This is a genomic window from Rhodococcus sp. MPR-R1B (assembly GCF_058793255.1).
On the sequence record NZ_JBXAFO010000050.1, the window covers coordinates 1 to 18,365 of the forward strand.

The window sequence follows — 18,365 nt, forward strand, 5'->3', positions numbered from 1 at the left end:
CCGCATCGGAGGAAGCACCTCCGATGCGGACCTGGCGTGCGTTCCTGTTGGTCAGCCTGCAACCGTCAAGTCGTAGAGGGTTACTCCGTCCACCGTTGTGGCGGTGAAGTTTTCGGTCACCCACGTCGAGATGGCGGTAGCGGTGCCTTCGGCGTTCATACCTCCACCCATCCCACCGCCGGCGATGAAGAAGTGAATCTTGCCCTCTGCCACGTACTGCTGGAACTGCGCGAGCGTCGGCGACGGATCGCTCCCGTTGAACCCTCCGATAGCCATGACCGGTGACTGCGTCGCAAGCTGATAACCCGAGGCGCTGTTGGACCCGATTGCCGCGGCTACCCACGTGAACTGGTCGGAGTTCTCTTCGAGAGTGGACACAACAGCGGCTCCCGGCGTGCTGCCCTGCAGTAGACCACCGGCACCGCCTCCCATTGCGCCTCGCGTCCCGTCGGTGGTCGGCGTGGTACCACCCGGAACTGTTGCACCACCGGGCATCTGACCCATTCCTGCAGGGGGCGTGCCCGGCATTCCGGTCCCAGCCCCGTCGGTCCGACGGTTACCGCCATCAGCCGTGCCACCGAATCCACCGAAGCCTCCGCGGCCACCGCCGGGCCCGCCCATTCCACCTTCGACGCTCGGTCCGGCCGAAACTATGGAACCGGTATGCGGAGTATTGATCGTGTCGATCGCGTATGCAGTCGGACCCGCCAGACCGGTGAAGATCGCTGCGAGAATCACTGCCACAGCCAATCGACCTCGCGTCACTGCCGGAATCAGCACTGCCACGGCACTGACGATGCCGACCACCAGAATGGTCCAGCGAAGCCACGGTACGAAGGAGGGCGAGCGTCCGAGCAGTACCCACGCCATCGCGACGGTTGCGGCCAAGGACACCGCCAGAATGATGCGAACCCAGAGGACGTCACGATGACGCCACGCCACTACCGATCCTGAACCGATCAGCGCGGCGATCGCCGGCGCCAGCGCAACGGTGTAGTAGGCGTGGAAGATTCCCGCCATGAAACTGAAGGTCAGTCCGGTCACCAACAGCCAGAGCCCCCAGACGATGAATGACGCACGCTGTGTGTCAGCGCGGGGTGCCTTGCCTCGCAGCACGATTCCAGCCACCAGAAGTATCAGTGCAGCAGGAATCAACCAGGCGATCTGTCCGCCCTGGGCCGATTCGAACAGTCGGGTAATGCCGGTACTCCCCCACATACCACCGCCGGCCCCACCACCTGGTGCCATACCTCCCCCGGCCATACCACCTGCGGCCTCGCCCATGCCGGGGAAACCGCCCGCAGCAGCGCCGGCCGCAGCATCACCAGCACCGCGCATTCCGCCGCCGCCGACGCTTCCGGTCTCGTTGCCGCTCAAGCGCCCGAGCCCGTTGTAGCCGAGCGTCAGTTCGAGAATCGAATTGTTCTGTGAACCACCGATCCACGGACGCGAGTCGGCCGGCCACAGTTCGACGATTGCCAACCACCATCCGGCGGAGACGATCAGTCCGCCCAGTGCCGCGAACAGTTGGAGTACGCGCTTACCCAGTTTCGGCGGTCCGGCGATCAGATAGGTGAGCGCCAGCGGTGGAACTACCAACATGACCTGTAATTGCTTTGTCAGGAAACCGAATCCGCAGAAGATACCGACCAACACGAGCCAGCGGGTGCGGCCGTCCTGCACGGCGCGCATCATCGCCCACACTGCTGCGATCATCAGGAGCACCAGCAGAGCATCCGGGTTGTTGAACCGGAACATCAGCGCCGCTACGGGTGTGAGCGCAAGTACCAGGCCCGCGAGGAGGCCGGCGGCCGCACCGAAATACCGTCGAACCGTTCCCCACAACAGTGCAACCGATCCGACCCCGAGGAGTGCCTGCGGCACCAACATCGCCCAGGAATTGAGTCCGAAGATGCGAACCGACACCGACATCAACCACAGGGACATGGGCGGCTTGTCGACGGTGATCGAGTTTGCAGCGTCCGAGGAGCCGAAGAAGAAAGCCTTCCACGACACCGAACCTGCCTGTACCGCAGCGGCATAGAACGAGTTGGCCCATCCGGACGCGCCCAGGCCCCAGATGTAGGCAACTCCGGTGCCCACTAACAACACTCCCAGCGCCCACGGTTCCCAGCGCACCTGACGTTGCGGTTCCGGCGCTGGCAGCGGCGCGGCGAGTGTCTCTGCAGTGGCGGTCATCGATTGGCTCCTACGGATTGTGCGGTGCGAAACACCCAGCGCAGTGCGATGAATCGACTGACTGTGGCAACAAGATTGGCGATGACGAGTACGGCAAGCTCCACGTGCTTGGAAGCGTCGGGCGCCATGACGTCGAGCACGAACAACGATCCGCTGGTGAGCAGTAGACCGAACCCGAACACGAGCAGGCCCTGCATCTGGTGACGAGCGGATCCTTCCGACCCTCGGATCCCGAAGGTGAAGGCCCGGTTGGCGGCGGTGTTGAATACCGCGGTCACCAGCAATGCGACGGCGTTGGCCCACTGCGCACCCATGATCGAGTGCAGAGCGAGGTAGAGCAGCGCGTACGCGAGCGTCGAAATGACTCCCACCACGGCAAAGCGTGAGAGCTGCCCGACCATTCCTCGTGGAACTCCGGGAACCAACGGTTCACGTCCGAAACTTGCCCTGAGCTCGGCCAATGGAAGGGAACCGGTAGACAGTGCTCGCCCGACACGGACCACACCTTTGAGGTCGGCAACTGCCGTGGCAATGATGTCTACCCGACTGTCCGGGTCGTCCACCCAGTCGACAGGGACCTCGTGAATCCGCATGCCCGCTCGCTCGGCCAGCACCAGCAATTCGGTATCGAAGAACCACCCGGTGTCCTCCACCAGCGGAAGTAGTTGCCGTGCAACATCGACGCGCATGGCTTTGAATCCACACTGGGCGTCGGAGAAGCGAGCATGCAGTGCGCTTCGGAGGATGAGGTTGTAGCTACGTGAGATGAACTCACGCTTGGGGCCGCGCACCACGCGGGACGATCGTGCCAGCCGGGAACCGATGGCGATGTCCGAGTGTCCGGAGAGCAACGGAGCAATCAACGGCATCAGGGCGTTGAGGTCGGTCGAGAGGTCGACGTCCATGTACGCGACCACGTCGGCATCGGAGTCGCTCCATACCTGCCGCAGTGCTCGACCACGACCCTTCGCATCCAGGTGGACGACCCGGACGTCGTCGAATTCTTCGGCGAGGGAACGGGCGAGTGCCAACGTGCCGTCGACACTGGCGTTGTCCGCGATGGTAATTCGTGCAGAGAATGGCACCTGCGTGCGTAAATGCCGGCGCAGGCGCCGCACGCACGTCTCGAGGCCTGCCTCTTCGTTGTATACCGGGACGACCACGTCCAGCACTACAGTCGTCGCGGAGACCTCCTCTGCGTCCGTGCTGCCCGCGGTCTGCATGGCTTCTGTCGTCATGCGTCCTAGATTTGTCGGGCCGGCTCCGACGAACCTGCGTCCAGCCTGGGAGTTTCCTGGCAACCGGACGCGGGCTAATCTCGGGGTATGCCTTCAGTCTTCAGTGCCATCATCAACGGGGATCTACCAGGACGTTTCGTGTGGGAGGACGAGGACGTCGTCGCGTTCTTGACCATCGCGCCGGTAACGCAGGGCCACGTGCTTGTGGTTCCGCGAGCCGAGGTCGATCAGTGGCAGGACGTGGATCCTGAACTCTTTGCCAAGGTCACCGCTGTTGCCCGCAACCTCGGCCAAGCCGTGCGTAAGGCGTTCGACGCGCCTCGGTCGGGTCTCCTCATCGCAGGTCTGGAAGTTCCGCATCTTCACGTTCATGTTTTCCCCGCATACGACATGGGGAACTTCGACATCAGTGGCGCCGACACCTCGCCGTCACCCGAATCTCTCGACGAGGCACAGACCAAACTCAAGTCGGCGCTACGCGACCTCGGCTTCGAGGCAACTGTCTCGACTCGTTGATCGCATACCTTCGACCGAATTTCGCTGGCCGATAACTGGACTCCCCGCCGCAGCCTCCAACGGAGGTTGCGGCGGTCGCATTTGTCGCTCCTACCGACCGTGACCTGCGATTGCACACCGAACAGTCCGTTTCGCGCTGTCGCGCGAGCACGAGATTCGCTGCTACCGTGGGTCGCTGGTCCGGGACCTAGGGCCCTAAAACTGGTTCACGTGTTAACAGTCGGAGGACAAGGGAGCAATGCAGGAACGTGCCAAGATCAGTCGCCGACAGATTCTTCAAGGTGCTGCTGATCGGTTCGAAGTCACGGGGTACGGCAGCACGAGCATGAATGACATCGTGTCCGCGGCGCAGATGACCAAGGGCGCGGTCTATTTTCACTTCTCGTCCAAAGACGAACTGGCTCAGGCGGTGATCGAAGAACAGCACCAGATCTCGATCAGTGCCTTCACCGCAGTTGCAGCCACAGGCGCACCGGCACTGGAACAGCTCGTCATGGTGTGCCACGAGATGGGCCGCCAACTCGTCGCAGAACCTATTGTTCGTGCGGGAATCCGACTTACCCTCGAGTTGGCCTCTGCCGACGGTTCGCAAGGCCCGTACGTCGCGTGGATCCGCGAGCTTCGAAAACTGGCCGAGGCCGCGAAGCTCGAAGGCGACATCCGCGACGATGTGGAGCCGGAATCGGTGGGTCGCGTGGTGATCTCGGCATTCACCGGCGTTCAACTGGTTTCGAACGTTCTCACCAGACGAAGCGATTTGAACGACCGTATCGACGAATTGTTCACCCTCCTGTTGGCAGGCGTGGTCTCCGACAAGCGACGCAGCGCCGTCGCCGAACTGGTCGGATGTCGCCTCGAAACTTATGCGTCCTGATCCGGAGAACACCCCGACGCCCGGATGATTCGGCGCATCAGCACCGAACCGTGCGCCAACCTTCGTCGATTCGTACAAGACCCCCCGTCGTCGACTCACTATCGTCAGATCCACGAATAACCCAGATACATGGATACCGACGAAAGGGCTTCTCGAATGACCGAAACCGCCACGTACGTTGAGAGCGCACAGCAGGAGATCGCTGCTGTACTTGCCGAAGCGAAGACCGATGCCTACGTCCACGCACGCGACATCGATTCCGGCGAAGAGTTCGGCTACGGCGCGGACGAAGGTGTCATCCTCGCCTCCGTTTTCAAGATTCCTGTTGTGCTTCAGTACGCCCGTGAAGTAGCGGCAGGCACCCTTGATCCGACCGAGCACGCCACGGTGACCGCCGAGTTCCGCTCCGGCGGCATCGGTATCGGCGGCTGCGCCGACGACGTGACTGCAAGCTGGCGAGACCTCGCTCTGCTCATGATGAGCTTCAGCGACAACGCCGCCACGGATTTCTTGTACGAGCGTCTCGGACTCGACAACATCGTCGCAACGCTGCGCGGGCTCGGTTTGGAGAAGACCAACTTGGTCCGTGACTGCCGAGGCCTCTTCAAGACGGTCTACGACGACCTCGGCGTCGACAAGGGCACCTTGCTGGAAATGCCCCCCATCGAAATTCTTCGGACAATTTCCGTCATGGATCCCGCCCGCTCCAATTCCAGTACTCCTCGTGAGATCACAATGTTGCTGGCTGCAATCTGGAGGGATGAAGCCGGCCCCGCATCGGCTTGTGAAGAGGTCCGAACCATCATGAGCAAGCAGGTCTGGCCGCACCGCCTTTCGTCCGGTTTCCCCGACGAGGTCACTGTCGCCGCCAAGACCGGAACGCTGGGACTGGTACGAAACGAGGCCGGCGTCGTGGCGTACCCGGACGGCAAGCGTTACGCCGTCGGTGTCTTCACCAAGTCCCACGAGCTCACCCACCGCGCCCCGAAGATCGACGCCTCCATCGGAACCGTCGGCCGCATCGCTGTCGAAGCACTTCGCAACAACAGCTGATCCGAACCCACTGACAAAGAATGCGGGTCGCGCTGAGAAATCAGTGCGACCCGCATTTTTCGGCTTTCGAGCTAGCGTGGACCGCGCAGACGAAGATGCACCATCAACCGGAAGCGGACGTTGGGGTCGTCGAGATCCAACGCGGCCATACCCTTCAACTTGCTGAGGCGATATCGAAAGGTGTTGGGGTGCACGTGCAATGACGCCGCGGCGTCACCGACATCACCGAACGCGTTGAGCCACGCATCGAGAGTGTCCACGAACGAGGTCGCATGAGCGGCGTCGTGGCTGGCGATCGCCTCGATCGGTCCGAGGTCCGAGAACCCTTCGGCTGCAGCTTCCGACGCGATCTCCAACAGGATGGCATCGACGTGGACGCTACTGAAGGTGGCGACGCTGCCCGACGCTCGTCCCGCCAACAACACTTCGAGGGCATGTTCGGCGTCGCGCTTCGATCGGCTCAGCTGCGCCGGTCTGGTCACGACCCGGCCGATCCCGATGATCGTGTCGCCGGACGCTCCGGTGCGGTCCAGGAAGTCCGAGGCCACACGGAACGCCTGCAACTCGGCTTCGGCCGGGGAATGCCCTCGTACAGACAGCACCGCGTAGCCGGTTCCGTTGACCAAGGCTGCCGCCGACTGCGAGTGGACGGCGCCGAGGTGCATGGCCAGAGCGTCGGTCAGTCGCACCACGTGGGCGGCATCGTCCGGCTTCGACGATCCTTCGAAAGACCTACGACCCAAAGCCATCACGAGTGCGGGGCCGGTCCCGAGGCCGAGGCGATTCATCGCGTCGACCGCACCTGACCCACCGTCGAGAAGGGTTGCGATCAGGTCTGCGCGCAGTCGGCGCTCGGCGTCGGCGCCGCCGCGCAACCGCAACATCTGCAGCGCGATCAACCCGGCTGAATCGCGCAGAGCACGCATCCGGTCGTCGGACATCGGCTCACCGGTTGCCACCCACATGGAGCCGAGGAACTCGTCGCCGGCTCTGATGGACACGGCGATACGACCCATTTTGGTACCGAGGGTCTCGGCCGAGACCCACACCGGATCGTCGCTGCGATAGAGCCGGTCGAAGACCCCGGCCTCTTCGAGCACTCGAATGTACTGGTCAGGAACTTGCCGCTCCAGAACGGTCGCGATACGTGGACCGTCTCCTTCTTCCTGGCGGCCGGAGAAGGCGATGACCCGTGAGCTTCGGTCCTCGATCGTGATCGGCGCATCGAGAAGTGCGCTGACAGCGTTGGCGAAGGCGAACAGATCGCCGGCCGGGCCACCTCCGCGTGAGTGGATGTGCCCGACTTCGTTTCGGGCCGAGAGCACCGAATGAAGCAGGCTTGTCAGCTGAACCCACGAGACTCCACGCGCCAAGGCCAACAGCACGACGCCCGAGGCGATGACGAATTCGCGGTCCGCACCGCTGACCTCGGCGGTCACTCGCGCGACCACCACGCGTACTCCGCGCTCGGCCAGGCCGGCCACGGACTCCGCGATACGTTCGCCTCCGGTGACGCCGACGAGCAGCACCATGGAGTCCGGTGTCGAGGGTGAGTCGTCGTCGGGGTCGTGAATGACCACCGAGGCGATCTCCTGGACCGCCTCCGGGTCGCCGACAACCGGATTCAGCACCGTAGTTCCCACGTCTTCGAGAAGCCGCACCAAACTGATGCGAGGTCGTACGGTGCCCACGTCTATCACTCCTTCGTCCGGTGAACGAAGTGTGTCATAGTGATTCGTCAAAGCCGATCCATGCTGATCCATTCGACCGACGTGGTAATTGCTTCGAGCAGGTCGGGGATCGGTTCGACGCCGATACCCGGTCCTTCCGGAACCTTCACGTAACCGTTGTCGAGTACGAACGGCTCGGTGATGTCTTCGGCGAAGTACCGGTCGGAAGCCGATGTATCGCCTGGTAGGACAAATCCGGGGAGCGCGGCAAGCGCGACGTTGGCGGCCCTGCCGATTCCGGTCTCGAGCATTCCGCCGCACCACACGGCAATTCCGTTGGCCTTGCAGACGTCGTGGATACGACGCGATTCCAGATAACCGCCCACACGTCCCGGTTTGATGTTCACCACGCTGCACGCACCGATTGCCAGCGCGTCGGCGGTGACCTTCGCGGAGGTGATCGACTCGTCGAGGCAGACCGGCGTCCGCATCATCTCGGCCAGCCTGGCGTGGCCGCGCAGTTCCTCTTCGGGAAGCGGCTGCTCGATCAGCAGGAGGTCGAAGTCGTCGAGCCGCTGGAGATGGCGGGCGTCAGCCAGGGTGTACGCGGTGTTCGCGTCGACCTGGAGGAGTACGTCGTCGCCGAACCTCTCGCGGACTGCGCGAACCGGCTCGATGTCCCAGCCCGGTTCGATCTTCAGTTTGATGCGCAGGTATCCGGCATCGAGGAACCCGCCTACCTCCTCTAGCAGCTCATCGATCGAATTCTTGATACCCACCGAGACACCCGCGGGTACGCGATCGACCACCGCGCCCAGGTACGAAGACATGCTCGTCCCGGCAGCCCGTAACTCGGCGTCGAGAAATGCGGTTTCCAGTGCCGCTTTGGCCATGGGGTGCCCGGCGAACTGTTCCATCGTCGCGCTCAGTGCGTGCACGTCGGGATCGGTGAGTTGACCCAGAGACGGAATCAGGAACTTACGAAGGACTTCGGCGGCGCCGTCCGTGTATTCGGAGCAGTAGCGAGGCTCGGACATCGCCACGCACTCGCCCCAGCCCTCCGACTCCGAGGTGACTACCTTGACGAACAACACGTCCTTGGTGGTCTCGGTGCCGAACGAGGTACGGAACGGCGCTTTCAACGGCATTGCCGCCCGGCGTAATTCAACTCCGTCGATCTTCACGATGTAACCTCCGCTGTTGTCCTGCCTGCCTGTGTTCCCGGCGCACGGTCCAGCACGTACTTTCCGGTTCTGGTAACTGCGAGAACCACTCCGTTCTCGGCGAGCACACCACCGAGAGTCTCGCGGACTGCCAGGCGCCAGTCGTTCGCCGCCGCCGGGTCCGACTTACGCAGTGTGTACACGTCATTCGGTGTAGCCACCGTGACGAATCGATTCTTGGTCGACTTCAACACGGGCAGGCCGGCTTCGGAGACGGACAGCAGTTCGCTCGCCCCCAAGGACTCGGGAGTCGGGACTTCTCCCGAACCGGCGACGACGTCGGAAACCTTGCTGCTACCGATTTCCCAGTCGATCAGCAATCGGTCGCTGTCTGCGCCGCCGTTGAGACTGTCGTTCATCGGCGCGTAGAAACGCGGCAGATACTGGATCGGGAGCGCACCGAGTTTCGAGACGTTGAAGTAGGCATTGCGTGCGACGAGCGGGTCGAAAGTCCACCGCACGTGGAGAATTCCCCGTTCCAGTGCCCACGCTCGCTGGAACAGTTTCAACGCGAGGCCGATGTGCCCGTTCTGCACGTTCGGGAGGATCCCCGTGATGTGCGAATGCAAAGAACGATGTTGCGGTTCCTCGAAGAATGCAACCGAGCCGCCGATCAAGTCGCCGCCACGAAACGCGCCGGCGACGTAGTTACCGGAGTGTGCGAGCGCTTTCATCATGTCCCGATGGACGGGAGGGTTACCGCTCTCCGGCTGCCATACCTTCTCGAACAGACCGAATACCTGTTCCAACTCGGCATGCCCGGTGACGGTTTCGATAGTCACACATGCAAGCAGGGCGGCCTGCTCGGCTTGGCTGATTGCTTGCCGCATCCGTGAAGGCGATACACCTCCGAATGGTTGAACGGTCTTGCGTTGGACATTGTTCGGCGACGTCATAGTCACAGTCCTCCCTCCAGGATTCGAGTCACCAGACCGGCCAACAAGGTGGCGCGCGGGATCATCTGATCTATCTCTACGTGTTCTGTCGCTGCGTGGGCGCCACCGCCGACGGCACCGAGGCCGTCCAACGTGGGAGTTCCTACTGCGGCAGTGAAATTTCCGTCCGATGCACCGCCGACGGCGCAGTCGCGCAGCATCCCCAAGCCGCTCTCACTGCTGACCTGGTGAGCGAGAAAGTACAGCTTCTCCGAAGACACTGATTCAAGTGGTCCACGGTTGGGGCCTCCGGACACCGAAATTCGACTTTCGGCCAGCGCCGGTGTCAGTGCACGGATCGAACGGTCGATGCGTTCCTGTTCCTTCGCCGACCACATGCGAACGTCACACCACAGTTGCGCTTGCGCTGCAACAGTATTGGTGGTCGTGCCGCCACTGATCACGGACGGCACCACCGACGTTCCCGCCACCGGGTCCGCGAGCTCCACCACGGCCTGAATCTGGTGTGCGAGCTCCACTACAGCGTTCACACCTCGTTCCGGTTCCAGTCCGGCGTGTGCAGCGCGTCCCTCGATGTCGACGCAGTACAGCGACATACCCTTGCGCGCGGTCTTCACTGCGCCGTCGGCTGCGGCTTCGAGGACCAGCACCGCGTCGACCTGACGTGCTTGCTCCTCGATCAGTGCGCGCGAGGTCGGGGAGCCGATTTCCTCGTCGGAATTGAGGAGCACGACCACCCCGTCGAGCGACGGAAGCGATGCGAGCGCGTGGAAGAGCTGGACGATGCCGGCCTTCATGTCGAAGACTCCGGGTCCGGTGGCGATGTTGTCGGTGACAGACCAGGGCAACTCCGCGAGCGTTCCGAGAGGCCAGACGGTGTCGAAATGGCCCAGGAGCATCACCTTCGGCTCCGCGCCGAACGACCAACGCAAGTGCTGGCGCCCGTCGATGCGGATACGTTCGGGGGTGCTTCCGAGGTGGCGTTCGCCGATTTCGGCCACCACGTCCGCACATGCATCGACTGCGCCGAGATCGGAACTGGGCGACTCGGCGGTTACCAACGCCGCCAGGTCTGCCACCATTGATTTCTTGTCCACTCCGACGCTCTCCTGTCACCGACTTGCAACTTCGCAGTCAAGCTTGGTCGAAGCGACCCTGTCGGATCTTGTCCAAGACTCCTGTCCTTCGTGCTCGGATTCGTCGTGTGTCACGAACAGCTGGGTGTCATCAAGCAGGTGTGTCAGGTACCGATCTCTGTTCGGGCGGCAAACAGCTCGGGAAAGAAGCTCAACTCCAGCGCACGTTGCAGGAAGCCGGCACCACCACTCGAACCGCCGGTCCCCTTCTTCATGCCGATCACCCGCAGCACGGTCCGAAGGTGCCGGAACCGCCACAGCTGAAAGCTCTCCTCGAGGTCGACCAACTCCTCGAACGCCTCGTACGCCGTCCAGTGCTGTTCGACGTTCTCGTAGATTGCTTTGACCAGCGGAATCAGTTCGTCGTTTCGCACGTAGGGCGCGCTGACGTCTCGTTCGAGAGCCGACGCCGGAACGTCGTACCCCTGCCTGGACAGGTACCGCCAGAACTCGTCGTACAGTGTCGGCTCCCCGAGCAGGGTCTCCAACAATCGATGGGCGGACGGATCCGATTCGAACACCTTCAGCATGCCCGCGTTCTTGTTTCCGAGCACGAATTCCACGGCGCGGTACTGGTACGACTGGAACCCCGATGAGTTGCCGAGAACGCCCCTGAACTCCGCATACTCCGCCGGCGTCAGTGTCGCCAACACCGACCACTGCTCGGTCAAGGTGGCCTGAATGTGTTTGACACGTGCGATCCGCTTGAACGCAACCCGAATGTTGTCGGCAGCGATCGCTGCTCTGGCCGCCCGAATCTCATGGAGAAACAGCTTGAGCCACAACTCGCTGGTCTGGTGCTGAATGATGAACAAGAGTTCGTCGTGGTGTTCCGGCTCGCTCACCGGGTGCTGCGAATCCAGGAGGGTATCGAGTCCGAGGTAGGCCCCGTAACTCATCTTCCCGGAAAAATCGGTGACGACGTCGTCTTCGATCTTTCGTGTGCCGTCCGTTGCCGACATCTTCGGTCTCCTTGTCAGAATTTCGCCGGGGTCTGCGGAACGATCATGGCCACCAATGCGGCAGCGCTCGTCGCTCCGACCAGGACTCCGAATGCAGCCATGTACGAGAACTGGTCCACCATCCATCCCATCACGAGCGGGGTGATGAAACCGGCGAACTGACCACAACCGTTGATCAAACCCATTCCGGAACCGAGGAATTCGGCCGGAAGTGCCCGCAACGGCATCGCGAAGATCGACATCGAACACAGACCGCTGATGCCTAGAGCCAACGTCTCGTAGAACGTGAACATCGCGACGGTGTCAGCGGTGGTCATCAGGAACAAAAGGACTGCCGACGTGGCCATACACGGAACCAGAAGGATCCTGGCCCGGTCGTGGAAGTACTTGTCCACCAACCGCCCGCCCACAATCGTGGCCAGCGCCGTGACGATGAAGGGGATTGCGGCAAAGATTCCCGTGTCGATCAGCGAGAGTCCCTTGTCGTTGAGCAGATAACTCGGCACCCAGGTCATCAGCCCGTACGCGGACATGTTGGCCAGGCAGAACAGAATCGCGAACTTCCACACCGACGCGGACTTGAACACCGCGGCGCGAGAGTGCTCGCTCGCCAGAGGTTGCAAGGCTGCCTCGGGATCTTCCGAGATTTCCGTGTCCAGCGGTGCGGGCAGCACCAACCACACCACCGTGCCGATCACTGCGCCGACGATCGCCACCAGCCAGAACGCGTCACGCCACCCCACGGCCATGAGGACCGGCGCGATGATCAGCGGTGCGATGCCGGGGCCGAGGTTGTTGGCGCCGAGCATGAAACCCATCGCGGTCGCCCTGGTTTTCGGACGCGTCCGCTCAGCCAAAGCCTTGAACGACGCCGCTGGAAAGAGCCCCTGGCTGATGCCGAACATCGCACGCATGACCATCAGCGAGACGAGACCCCACGCGAACCCTGTCAACGCTGTGAACACCGACCACAGGATCAAAGCAACGATCAACAGGGGCCTGGGTCCGAAGCGGTCGGCCAACATTCCGCCGGGGACCTGCCCGAGCATGTAGAAGATCGCGAATACCGAGACCACGCCACCCAACTGCGTACTGCTGAGCGAGAATTCGTCGCCGATCATCGGAAGCGCAAGCCCGATCATGACGCGATCCACCATGTCGATCAACCAGATGGTACTGAGCAGCCCCACCGTAACGGTGGTCGTACGACGAATCGATTTGTTGTCCATCATATTTCGAACCGGACCGTCGCTCGCCCGCGACGGTCCTTCCACTGTGACGCGTTCCGCCTTCATCAAGCCTCCCGAATTGTCTTGTGCCGCATGGACTGGAACATTGAAAAGACTGATGAAGTGTGACAGCGAACACGTCTACCGCATTGGTCCGTTTCACCAATAGCCGAAGCAACGTTTGGTCGGTCGGAACATGTTCTGCCCCAAGAGATGACAAATGCCGCCGGCGCACACGGCGTCGGCGGCATTTCGCGATGGAGTCGCTACTTCACTACGTGCGATTGGCGACTGCCACGATCGTCGAGACGCCTGCGGCTGCAAGCCGGGCATTGACAGTGATCAGACCGAGAATGTCGTCGACGCTGCCGAGTGTGTGCGAAATCGTACGATCCGAAATCCGTCGCGAGCCGGGAACAGCCTCGGCGAGTTCAGCTCCCGTGGTGGTGGGGTGAACGATCTCGAGGGTCCATTCGTCACGCAGCTCGACCGGCTTCAGTGTGTCGGCCTTACGCACTGCGCGCTCGGCTCCTGCTCGGATCTGCTCGCACGCCAGCGACGGCGGCAGCGAATTGGTTGCCGACCATCCATGTGCCTTCTTGACCTCGACGGTCTCGGTTGTCGGCGAGGCCGCGTCGACCAAGCCGCAGATGATGTCGTCACCCGTCACCAGGCCGACGGGAACGCCCTGGGTGGCAGCGTAGAGGGTGTTGACGTCGGTCTCCGAGACGGACTTGCCGTCGAGGCGGACGTCGGCGAACAAGCTCGAGAACGTGTGCGCCAGGACGCCGGGCCCACCGGCGGGTGCGTGATAGCCGACAAACAGCGCGACGTCGTGATCGGACGTCAGTCCCTCCGCCATGCACTGCATCTTCGGTGTTCCGAAGATCAGACGCGCCCGTGGATCCAGGTCGGCGTGAAGCAGATTGTCCATCGTTCCGTGGCTGTCGTTGACCAGGACGCTCGTCGCACCGGCGTCGAACGCACCGGCGATCGCGGCATTGGTCTCGGCGGTCATGAGCATCTGCGCACGGTGGTAGCCGCCACCGCCGCGGATCGTCTGATCGAGCGTCGCGATACCCGCGATACCCTCCATGTCCACCGAAATATAGACGTGCATTCCTGTCCTCCATCGATCTCAATCGGCTGAATTGATAACTTCGCTTTCACCTTCACACTCGAGCGCATCCGTTTCTTGTCCGCTCGAACGGTGAGTCGGCCTCCATTTGGGACGTTCACACCAGAATCCGATACCCGAGCCGTGAAACCATCGGGACATTCGCCGGGCCAGGCGGTTCGACCAACGACAGGAGTGCAGCGCTGATGCAGGTCCACGACATCGTGTTCACCGGCGGCCGTGTCGTCGATCCCGCATCGGGGACCGACGAGGTTCGGGGCATCGCGATCACCGACGGCAAGGTCTCGGCGTGGGGTCGCGACGCGATCGAAGCCCGGCAGACGATCGACGTGACCGGTCAGGTCATCTGCCCCGGATTCATCGACCTGCACAGCCACGGACAGGAAATCGCCGAGCAGCGACTTCAGGCATTGGACGGAGTCACGACGGCCCTCGAACTGGAAGCCGGCGTCATTCCTGTTGCAAAGGCATATGCCCGGGCCGGCGCCGAGGGCCGCCCGATCAACTACGGCTACGCGACGTCGTGGGCGCACGCCCGAATGATCGAACTCTCAGGGGCCGATCCCGACGGCGACATCAGAACGCTCCTGCACCATCTCGGTTCCCCGAGCTGGCAGGGCGAGCCCACCGCCTCCCAGCGCGCCCACATTCTCGAACTCCTCGAAAACGATCTGGCCGCAGGCGCTCTCGGCATCGGCGTGGTGGTCGGGTACGCGCCGAAATCCGATCCGGTGGAGTACCTACAGGTGGCGGATCTCGCGGCCCGAGCCGGTGTTCCCACCTATACCCATGCGCGCCCTCTCATCTCGGCCGATCCGTCGAGCCCGGTGGATGGTGCCGTCGAAATCGCCCGTGCAGCAGCCGAAACCGGCGCACACATGCACTACTGCCACGTCAACAGCACCTCGGGAATGCACGTCGACCACGCGCTGTCGGTGGTGGCACAAGTTCAGTCAGCCGGATCGCGCGTCACGACGGAGGCGTATCCGTACGGTTCCGGGTCGACGGCCGTCGGAGCTGCGTTTCTCGATCCCGACAAGCTGCACCTGATGAATCTGACACCACGGTCGCTGACATTCGTACCCACCGGTGAACGTATCGCGGACCGCAAGCAGCTGGAACATCTTCGGGCCACCGACCCCGGTGGGTTGGTGCTGGTGGAGTTCCTCGACGAGAACGACACCGTGCAGCGCGAATTCCTCGAACGGGCGATGACTTTCGATCGCGCCGCCATCGCGAGCGACGCGATGCCACTGACCTGGCCCGGCCGTTCGCCTGCCGACTCATTGCAGTGGCCACTGCCGGAGAAGGCACTCGGCCACCCCCGCGGCGCCGGCACCTACGCACGTGCGATTCGTACGCTGTACCGCGAGCGTCGGCTGCTGTCGCTGTCGGAGATCATCGCGCGCTGCTCGTTGATCCCTGCGCAGATTCTGGAGGAGTCGGTTCCCTCGATGGCGACGAAAGGCCGGATCAGCCCCGGTAGCGACGCGGACATCCTCGTTTTCGACCCCGAGCGAATCACCGACAACGCCACGTACATCGACGGCACCCGCCCCTCCACCGGTATCAGCCGCGTGCTGGTCGGCGGAGTACCCGTCGTCGAAGACGGTGTCGTGGTCCAGGACGCGTTGCCTGGTCGCCCGGTACGCCGCTCGTAGCCGGATCTCACTCTGACCCGCATAGTTCTGACAGAAAGCCACCACACATGAACACATCGTCTGCAATCAACGGCACAATCGATGCCATGACGGATTTCGCGAACCCCCCGATCGGTTGGCAGCACAAGGCCTTCGGCACCGACCTCGAAGGTCGCGACGGTTCCGACCTCGAGCCGCTGGGGATCTCGGCACTCGACGGCAACCTCCTGCTACCCGTGATGACACTCAACCGTGCAGCGATCGCGCACAATGTCGACCTCATGGCACAGTTCTGCTCCGACCACGATGTGGATCTGGCGCCTCACGCGAAGACCACGATGAGCCCCGAACTGGTTCGACGGCAACTCGACGCCGGGGCTTGGGCGATGACAGCCGCAACCGTTGCGCAGGCACGCATTTTGCGTGAGTTCGGTGTGGACACCATCATCATCGCCAGCCAGGTTCTCGATCCCGCCGGTATTCGGTGGATCTGCGACGCCCAGGCCACCGACCCCGATTTCTTCGTCACCACCCTCGTGGACTCGGTCGAGAGCGTCCGCCTGATGGAACAGTTGATCGCGAAAGTCTCACCGGCCAGCCGTATCCGGGTTCTCGTCGAACTCGGCTACGACAGCGGACGCGCGGGCGCTCGCACTGTCGAGCAAGCACTCGACGTCGCACGCGCAGCATCGCAGGCACCTTCGTTGATTCTCACCGGAGTCGAGGGGTTCGAGGGCATGATGCCCGGAGCCTCGGTAGCAGCCCGCCGTATCTCCGTCGATTCGTATCTCAAATCCGCGCGGGTTTTCACGGAAATCTGTGTTGCCGAGAACCTGTTCGAGAACAACTCCGCGAAGGCTCCCCGGCCACTGGTCACTTTCGGCGGCAGTGCGTTTCACGATCTGGTTGTACGCGAGCTGGCCGGCCGATGGGCACTCGACAACGGTGTACGCATCGTGCTGCGCAGCGGTTGCTATATCACCCATGATCACGGTCTCTATGCCGAAACTTCGCCGTGGGCTGACGGTCCGCGAACTCTGCAGGGAGCCGCAGAGGTCTGGGGCGTAGTGCTCTCCCTACCTGAACCCGGACGTGTGATCCTGGGCTTCGGCCGCCGCGATGTCGGTTCCGACGCAGGCTTTCCCATAGTCCTGTGGCGCCGACGCGACGGATCCAACCGATCAGCGCGAGAGCTGACGATCACCGCACTCAACGACCAGCACGCGTACGTCGACGTTCCGGCTGACTTCGACGTGAAGGTCGGCGATCTGCTCGGTTGCGGAATCTCGCATCCCTGCACCACATTCGACAAGTGGTCACTGATTCCCGAGGTCGATTCGGATTACCGCGTCGTCGGCACGGTGCACACCTACTTCTGAGGGGACCGGTTGCGTTAATCCGGCGTCAGTCGTCCTTCGGGTCACGCGGCAATTCGACGCGGAACGTCGTCCCCTGCCCGAGGGAGGTCTCGACGCTGACGGTTCCGTCGTGCGCTGCAACCAAAGCCGAAACGATGGACAGGCCGAGACCGGCGCCCCCGGTCTCACGGGTGCGAGAGGTGTCGGCGCGGTAGAAACGCTCGAAGATCCGCGCGGCATCCTCGTCACTCAAACCCTGACCGGTATCCGAAACCTCGACCACCGCGGAGTTCTCGGTCGTACCGACACGAACGGTGACCTGCGCATCCGGCGGCGTGTGTTTGATCGCGTTGCCCACCAGATTGGCAACTACCTGACGCAGTCTGGCCTCGTCACCATGCACTTCGGGCAGGCCTGGGCCGCTGGTCATCTGAAGTTCGACAGTTCGATCCGGTGCGATCGCTCGTGCCGCCTGTACCGAATCCGCCGCAACTGCAAGCAGATCCACAGGCTTGTTCTCGAGTGGACGCTGTTCGTCGAGTCTTGCCAGCATGAGCAGATCTTCGACCAGAAGTCCCATCCTCGACGCCTCGCCCTCGATCCGGTTCATCAGCGTTTCCGTATCAGTCATGGCGCCTTGGCGATACAACTCGGCGAACCCACGAATAGTCGTCAAGGGTGTGCGCAACTCGTGGCTCGCGTCGCCGACAAACCTACGCATCTTCTCCTCGGAACGCCGGGCCGATTCCTCCGAAGCCTCGGTCGCGGCAAATGCGTGTTGAATCTGCGCGAGCATTCCGTTGAGCGCCACGGACAGTCGACCGACCTCGGTGCGGTCATCGCGCTCCGGAACACGTCGATGAAGGTCGCCGGCGGCAATGGCAGCGGCAGTTTCCTCCACTTCGACAAGCGGACGGAGGCTCCGACGAACCACGAAATACGCTGCGCCGCCGAGGATCAGCAGGACAACCAGGCCGATGCCGAGTTGCAGGCCGACCAAGTCGTCGACGGTCTGCTCGTTATCCGTCAGTCGCACACCGATAGTCGTGGTCGTGCCGTCGCGGACCGTCGTGAGAACCCGCCAGTTCACGTCCGAACCGTCGCTCGATCCGACGGTGATCGGGCCGTTGGTGGAATCTTTCGACAGGTCGGGTTCGGTCGTCGTCGACTTGTCGTTCAGGATGATCACCCGTCCGTCCGGGGTCACGGTCCGAACGAAGAAGGGGCTGGGTG

The 18,365-nt window shown here is 62.6% G+C and carries 15 protein-coding genes; 5 read left to right on the forward strand and 10 right to left on the reverse strand.

Features of this window, described 5'->3' with window-relative positions:
- Positions 1-51 precede the first annotated feature (51 nt).
- Both AC1Q61_RS31785 and AC1Q61_RS31790 read right to left on the reverse strand, forming a co-directional pair.
- A complete protein-coding gene (locus AC1Q61_RS31785) occupies positions 52-2,199 on the reverse strand; it encodes an ArnT family glycosyltransferase (RefSeq protein ID WP_492651441.1) in 2,148 nt (715 codons plus the stop codon).
- Positions 2,196-3,437: a bifunctional glycosyltransferase family 2/GtrA family protein gene (locus AC1Q61_RS31790; RefSeq protein ID WP_007734387.1), complete on the reverse strand. Its 1,242-nt coding sequence runs from the start codon at positions 3,435-3,437 to the stop codon at positions 2,196-2,198. Before AC1Q61_RS31790 ends, AC1Q61_RS31785 begins: the two co-directional genes overlap by 4 nt.
- A gap of 87 nt (positions 3,438-3,524) precedes the next feature.
- Between AC1Q61_RS31790 and AC1Q61_RS31795 the strand changes: the two genes are divergently transcribed.
- The 3 genes from AC1Q61_RS31795 (at position 3,525) to AC1Q61_RS31805 (ending at position 5,880) form a co-directional block, all read left to right on the forward strand.
- Positions 3,525-3,953 (forward strand): HIT family protein, encoded by a 429-nt coding sequence (locus AC1Q61_RS31795; protein ID WP_042449536.1) that lies wholly within the window; start codon positions 3,525-3,527, stop codon positions 3,951-3,953.
- A gap of 238 nt (positions 3,954-4,191) precedes the next feature.
- On the forward strand, positions 4,192-4,827 hold the full coding sequence (locus AC1Q61_RS31800; protein ID WP_007734383.1) for a ScbR family autoregulator-binding transcription factor: 636 nt from the start codon (positions 4,192-4,194) through the stop codon (positions 4,825-4,827).
- Positions 4,828-4,983: 156 nt separating this feature from the next.
- On the forward strand, positions 4,984-5,880 hold the full coding sequence (locus AC1Q61_RS31805) for a serine hydrolase (RefSeq protein WP_007734380.1): 897 nt from the start codon (positions 4,984-4,986) through the stop codon (positions 5,878-5,880).
- Positions 5,881-5,951: 71 nt separating this feature from the next.
- On the opposite strand, the gene AC1Q61_RS31810 is transcribed toward AC1Q61_RS31805, so the two are convergent.
- The 7 genes from AC1Q61_RS31810 to AC1Q61_RS31840 all read right to left on the reverse strand — a co-directional run bounded on the left by AC1Q61_RS31810 (position 5,952) and on the right by AC1Q61_RS31840 (position 14,116).
- Positions 5,952-7,571, reverse strand: a complete 1,620-nt coding sequence (locus AC1Q61_RS31810; RefSeq protein ID WP_215515658.1) for a PucR family transcriptional regulator — start codon at positions 7,569-7,571, stop codon at positions 5,952-5,954.
- Between the two features lie 47 nt (positions 7,572-7,618).
- Positions 7,619-8,734 (reverse strand): o-succinylbenzoate synthase, encoded by a 1,116-nt coding sequence (gene menC / locus AC1Q61_RS31815; protein WP_215515657.1) that lies wholly within the window; start codon positions 8,732-8,734, stop codon positions 7,619-7,621.
- Positions 8,731-9,669 (reverse strand): GNAT family N-acetyltransferase, encoded by a 939-nt coding sequence (locus tag AC1Q61_RS31820; protein ID WP_228232451.1) that lies wholly within the window; start codon positions 9,667-9,669, stop codon positions 8,731-8,733. Before AC1Q61_RS31820 ends, menC begins: the two co-directional genes overlap by 4 nt.
- A 2-nt stretch (positions 9,670-9,671) precedes the next feature.
- Positions 9,672-10,766 carry a M20 family metallopeptidase gene (locus AC1Q61_RS31825; RefSeq protein WP_051649497.1) on the reverse strand — a complete coding sequence of 365 codons (1,095 nt, stop codon included), beginning with the start codon at positions 10,764-10,766 and terminating at the stop codon, positions 9,672-9,674.
- A gap of 143 nt (positions 10,767-10,909) precedes the next feature.
- Complete coding sequence (locus AC1Q61_RS31830; RefSeq protein WP_042920395.1) at positions 10,910-11,767, reverse strand: tryptophan 2,3-dioxygenase; 858 nt, start codon at positions 11,765-11,767, stop codon at positions 10,910-10,912.
- Positions 11,768-11,781: 14 nt separating this feature from the next.
- Entirely contained in the window at positions 11,782-12,999 is a 1,218-nt protein-coding gene (locus tag AC1Q61_RS31835; RefSeq protein ID WP_228401904.1) for an MFS transporter, read from the reverse strand.
- A gap of 271 nt (positions 13,000-13,270) precedes the next feature.
- Positions 13,271-14,116, reverse strand: a complete 846-nt coding sequence (locus AC1Q61_RS31840; protein WP_007734371.1) for a M55 family metallopeptidase — start codon at positions 14,114-14,116, stop codon at positions 13,271-13,273.
- A 203-nt stretch (positions 14,117-14,319) separates the two neighbouring features.
- On the opposite strand from AC1Q61_RS31840, the gene AC1Q61_RS31845 reads away from it, so the two are divergent.
- On the forward strand, positions 14,320-15,795 hold the full coding sequence (locus AC1Q61_RS31845; RefSeq protein ID WP_042920400.1) for an amidohydrolase family protein: 1,476 nt from the start codon (positions 14,320-14,322) through the stop codon (positions 15,793-15,795).
- A gap of 86 nt (positions 15,796-15,881) precedes the next feature.
- Entirely contained in the window at positions 15,882-17,153 is a 1,272-nt protein-coding gene (locus tag AC1Q61_RS31850; protein WP_492651440.1) for an alanine racemase, read from the forward strand.
- A 25-nt stretch (positions 17,154-17,178) separates the two neighbouring features.
- Here AC1Q61_RS31850 and AC1Q61_RS31855 read toward each other — a convergent pair.
- Positions 17,179-18,365, reverse strand: a 1,187-nt coding sequence (locus AC1Q61_RS31855; RefSeq protein WP_492651439.1) for a sensor histidine kinase, incomplete at its 5' end; no start/stop codon positions are given.

What these genes read in the sequence shown, in the direction of transcription:
- AC1Q61_RS31785 (WP_492651441.1), bottom strand. Translation starts at nt 2,199, where the DNA reads ATGACCGCCACTGCAGAGACACTCGCCGCGCCGCTGCCAGCGCCGGAA.
- AC1Q61_RS31790 (WP_007734387.1), bottom strand. Translation starts at nt 3,437, where the DNA reads ATGACGACAGAAGCCATGCAGACCGCGGGCAGCACGGACGCAGAGGAG.
- AC1Q61_RS31795 (WP_042449536.1), top strand. Translation starts at nt 3,525, where the DNA reads ATGCCTTCAGTCTTCAGTGCCATCATCAACGGGGATCTACCAGGACGT.
- AC1Q61_RS31800 (WP_007734383.1), top strand. Translation starts at nt 4,192, where the DNA reads ATGCAGGAACGTGCCAAGATCAGTCGCCGACAGATTCTTCAAGGTGCT.
- AC1Q61_RS31805 (WP_007734380.1), top strand. Translation starts at nt 4,984, where the DNA reads ATGACCGAAACCGCCACGTACGTTGAGAGCGCACAGCAGGAGATCGCT.
- AC1Q61_RS31820 (WP_228232451.1), bottom strand. Translation starts at nt 9,669, where the DNA reads ATGACGTCGCCGAACAATGTCCAACGCAAGACCGTTCAACCATTCGGA.
- AC1Q61_RS31830 (WP_042920395.1), bottom strand. Translation starts at nt 11,767, where the DNA reads ATGTCGGCAACGGACGGCACACGAAAGATCGAAGACGACGTCGTCACC.
- AC1Q61_RS31835 (WP_228401904.1), bottom strand. Translation starts at nt 12,999, where the DNA reads ATGATGGACAACAAATCGATTCGTCGTACGACCACCGTTACGGTGGGG.
- AC1Q61_RS31840 (WP_007734371.1), bottom strand. Translation starts at nt 14,116, where the DNA reads ATGCACGTCTATATTTCGGTGGACATGGAGGGTATCGCGGGTATCGCG.
- AC1Q61_RS31845 (WP_042920400.1), top strand. Translation starts at nt 14,320, where the DNA reads ATGCAGGTCCACGACATCGTGTTCACCGGCGGCCGTGTCGTCGATCCC.
- AC1Q61_RS31850 (WP_492651440.1), top strand. Translation starts at nt 15,882, where the DNA reads ATGACGGATTTCGCGAACCCCCCGATCGGTTGGCAGCACAAGGCCTTC.